Source organism: Pseudomonas sp. Sample_20 (assembly GCF_004307585.1).
In the GTDB taxonomy this organism is placed as follows: Bacteria; Pseudomonadota; Gammaproteobacteria; order Pseudomonadales; family Pseudomonadaceae; genus Aquipseudomonas; species Aquipseudomonas atacamensis.
Map to the genome: position 1 here is coordinate 1 of NZ_RCOA01000139.1, position 2887 is coordinate 2887.

The 2887-nt window shown below is 52.6% G+C and carries 4 protein-coding genes and 3 tRNA genes; all 7 read left to right on the plus strand.

Annotated features, from left to right (window positions below; genetic code table 11):
* Nucleotides 1-129 precede the first annotated feature (129 nt).
* Entirely contained in the window at nucleotides 130-1083 is a 954-nt protein-coding gene (gene birA / locus D8U70_RS27050; protein WP_130930158.1) for a bifunctional biotin--[acetyl-CoA-carboxylase] ligase/biotin operon repressor BirA, read from the plus strand.
* On the plus strand, nucleotides 1073-1825 hold the full coding sequence (locus D8U70_RS27055) for a pantothenate kinase (RefSeq protein WP_130930159.1): 753 nt from the start codon (nucleotides 1073-1075) through the stop codon (nucleotides 1823-1825). Before birA ends, D8U70_RS27055 begins: the two co-directional genes overlap by 11 nt.
* A gap of 7 nt (nucleotides 1826-1832) precedes the next feature.
* On the plus strand, nucleotides 1833-2264 hold the full coding sequence (locus D8U70_RS27060; RefSeq protein WP_024014525.1) for a hypothetical protein: 432 nt from the start codon (nucleotides 1833-1835) through the stop codon (nucleotides 2262-2264).
* Between the two features lie 142 nt (nucleotides 2265-2406).
* Nucleotides 2407-2491 (plus strand) — tRNA-Tyr (locus tag D8U70_RS27065).
* 25 nt (nucleotides 2492-2516) lie between these two features.
* A tRNA-Gly gene (locus D8U70_RS27070) sits at nucleotides 2517-2590 on the plus strand.
* Nucleotides 2591-2617: 27 nt separating this feature from the next.
* Nucleotides 2618-2693 (plus strand) — tRNA-Thr (locus D8U70_RS27075).
* Between the two features lie 85 nt (nucleotides 2694-2778).
* Nucleotides 2779-2887: GTP-binding protein (locus tag D8U70_RS27080; protein ID WP_130928968.1), on the plus strand; the 109-nt coding region annotated here is incomplete at its 3' end.

The window sequence follows — 2887 nt, forward strand, 5'->3', positions numbered from 1 at the left end:
AATTCCGAAACCCCAATTGCGAAAGCAGTTGGGGTTTTGTTTTGCCTGCGAGAAATGTGTCCGCTTGATTTCTATGCAACGGCCCGGGGCATGGCTATTATGCGGGCCTCATTGTGAGGCGATACCTGCATGCTGACGTTGTTGAATCTACTGAAGGATGGACGATTCCATTCCGGACAGGACCTGGGCGTTGCCCTGGGAATAAGCCGAAGTGCCGTATGGAAGCAGCTACAACAGCTTGAAGCTGAACTTGGCCTGTCGATCCATAAAGTTCGCGGTCGCGGATATCAATTGTCGACGCCTCTGACGCTCCTTGATCCTCTGGAAATAACCAGGAAGATGCCTCAATGGCCGGTGCGTGTGTTCGACTCTGTTGACTCGACAAATGCCGAAGCTCTGCGCTCCATCAGTGACGGCGCCGCCGCGCCGTTTTTGGTGCTCGCGGAGCGACAATTGGCAGGCCGTGGTCGTCGAGGTCGTAAGTGGGTAAGCCCATTTGCAGAGAATCTTTATTACAGCCTTGTACTCCGCATCGAAGGCGGCATGCGTCAGCTTGAGGGATTGAGCCTTGTTGTCGGCTTGGCGGTGATGCAGGCCTTGCGAAACACCGGTGTGCCCAATGCCGGTTTGAAGTGGCCTAATGATGTTTTGGTGGGTAACAAGAAAATAGCTGGCATTCTGCTCGAACTCGTCGGCGATCCGGCGGATGTGTGTCATGTTGTATTGGGTATAGGAATCAACGTGAATATGCAGGTTGCCGATGAGGTCGACCAGCAATGGACTTCTATAAAACTGGAGTCAGGCAAAGCCTGCGATCGCAATGCTCTGGTGGTTGAATTGAGTAATCAACTCAAGACTTATATCCATAAACACCAGCTCAACGGTTTCGCAAGTCTGCAGGCAGAATGGGCGGAAAATCATCTGTGGCAAGGGCGTTCCGTGTCGTTGATCGCGGGTAACAGCCGTGTCGATGGAATAGTGCTCGGGATTGATAACCAAGGCGGGTTGCGCTTGATTGTAGATGGTGTTGAAAAGGCCTTTAGTGGCGGAGAGCTCAGCCTGAGGTTGCGTGATGATTCTTGAGCTTGACTGCGGCAATAGCTTTATAAAATGGCGCGTGCTGGATGCGTCGGCGAGCGAGCTGGTCTCGGAAGGAGTTGTGGATTCCAATCAGGCTTTGCTTGAAAGCCTACGCATCATAAAGTCACTCTCGCTGCGCAAGTGTCGTTTGGTAAGCGTCAGGACCAACGAGGAAACCAGCGCTTTAACCGAAATGCTTGAGCGCGAGTTCAGTATTCCTATCGTGTGTGCGAAGCCCGCTCGCGAGATGTCTGGTGTTCGAAACGGCTACGAAGACTATGAGCGTCTGGGGCTTGATCGCTGGCTGGCGATGCTTGGCGGCTTTCACCTGGCTGCCGAGAGTGCTTGTCTGGTTCTCGACTTCGGTACCGCGGTTACTGCCGATTTTGTCGGGCCTGACGGTGAGCATCTCGGTGGGTTCATTTGTCCAGGCATGCCTTTGATGCGAAACCAGCTTCGCACCCATACCCGTAAAATTCGTTATGGTGATGAGGCGGCAGAGCGCGCCCTTTGCAGTCATGTCCCGGGGCGTACCACCGTGGAAGCGGTGGAGCGGGGTTGTTCTTTGATGCTGAGGGGCTTTGTTCTCACTCAATTAGAGCTGGCTCGAGCGTACTGGGGAGAGCAATTCACCGTCTTTATTACGGGAGGGGATGCCGAGTTGGTTAAAGGCGTCGCGCCTGACGCCAGGGTTGTGCCCGACCTGGTTTTTGTCGGCTTGGCGATGGCGTGTCCCTTGTCCTGAGGTTTATATGCGTTGGTTGTTCCTGCTCTTAGTGGTTCTCAATGTTTTTTACTATGTCTGGCATCAGCAGGAAGCGCCCTTGCGAGCCAAAGATGTAACGCCCCTTAGTCTGTATCGCGGTGCGCAGCAGGATATCCGTCTACTGAGCGAAACTGCTGGTGAAAGCGGGAGAGGGCAGGTGGTGCCGCGTCAGCAGTGTCTTTTCCTTGGTGGATTTTCTGAAGAGGATTCAATTGCCAGGTTGCAACAGCGCCTGGTGGCGATGAAGGTCAATGCTCAATCCGTGCCGAAAGCTGCTGCAGGAAGCGGTTACTGGCTTGCAGTTGCGCCGGATGGCCAGCCGTTGTTGGGCGATCAGCAGTTGCAAAACCTTTCCAAGGAATTCAATGGGTTAAAACATAAAATAATGCTATGCGAAGGGGTTGCACCTGCTCAATAGTTTGCATAGAATGGCGCCCGCTCCACAGCGAACACCTTAAACGGGATTCGAAGTGAAGCGTGTCAACGCAGCTAACCTCAGGTTTTTAAATGAGAAAATGCTTGACAGGGGTTGGGCATGATATAGAATGCCGGCCTGATTAGGAGGGGTTCCCGAGCGGCCAAAGGGATCAGACTGTAAATCTGACGTCTACGACTTCGAAGGTTCGAATCCTTCTCCCTCCACCAGATTTAAGCGTGAGCTGCAGGCTCCGCGGGTATAGTTTAGTGGTAGAACCTCAGCCTTCCAAGCTGATGATGCGGGTTCGATTCCCGCTACCCGCTCCAAGTTTGCAGGTTGTGCAAAAGGGTTTTGCTCTTGTAGCTCAGTTGGTAGAGCACACCCTTGGTAAGGGTGAGGTCAGCGGTTCAAATCCGCTCAAGAGCTCCATATAACAAGGCAGATATGAAAATATCTGCCTTTGTTTTAATGGTTGATATTGTTTGTCTAATTTCTTCTGTAGAGGGTGATATCGATGGCTAAGGAAAAATTTGATCGTTCCCTGCCCCACGTCAACGTTGGGACCATTGGTCACGTTGACCACGGTAAAACCACTCTGACTGCTGCTCTGACTCGCGTCTGCT

Coding starts and splice junctions, on each gene's coding strand:
- D8U70_RS27060 (WP_024014525.1), top strand. CDS start 1,833: ATGCGTTGGTTGTTCCTGCTCTTAGTGGTTCTCAATGTTTTTTACTAT.
- birA (WP_130930158.1), top strand. CDS start 130: ATGCTGACGTTGTTGAATCTACTGAAGGATGGACGATTCCATTCCGGA.
- D8U70_RS27055 (WP_130930159.1), top strand. CDS start 1,073: ATGATTCTTGAGCTTGACTGCGGCAATAGCTTTATAAAATGGCGCGTG.